Below are 391 nucleotides of genomic sequence, written 5' to 3'. Positions count from 1 at the left end.
AAGTAAAAGAAGTGTTGAATCTCGTAAATCGTTGCTACGTCTCATATATCAATATTTCGATTCAGTGTTGATACAAAAAATCACTCATAATGATATTCAAAATATGATAGATCAATTTCGATCTGTGGAAAAATACTCAGTTTTTTATTTGAATTCAATTAAAGGATGTATAAATTTGATAATGAATTTTGCACTTGAAAATAAATATATCCAAGTAAACCCTTGTGCAAATGTTAAATATCATTATAACCAATCTAAAAGAGATGCTATTACTGTATATGAACGTAATGAGTTAAATGAAAATATAATTTCTCTGAATGAACTTAATGCAATCATTAATAAGTTGCAATCAGACTATCGAATTACTAATTCTTATAATTTGGTATTAATT

1 protein-coding gene is annotated in these 391 nt (G+C 25.1%); it reads left to right on the top strand.

The annotated features are described in order from the left end of the window. Positions 1–175: 175 nt before the first annotated feature. A partial coding sequence (locus ACF91D_RS32260) for a hypothetical protein (protein ID WP_392438778.1) occupies positions 176–391 on the top strand: 216 nt, incomplete at its 3' end.

This window comes from Staphylococcus sp. 231237_7MaSpsaltlick (genome assembly GCF_043107035.1).
This window is presented reverse-complemented; position numbering and strand designations above follow the sequence as displayed.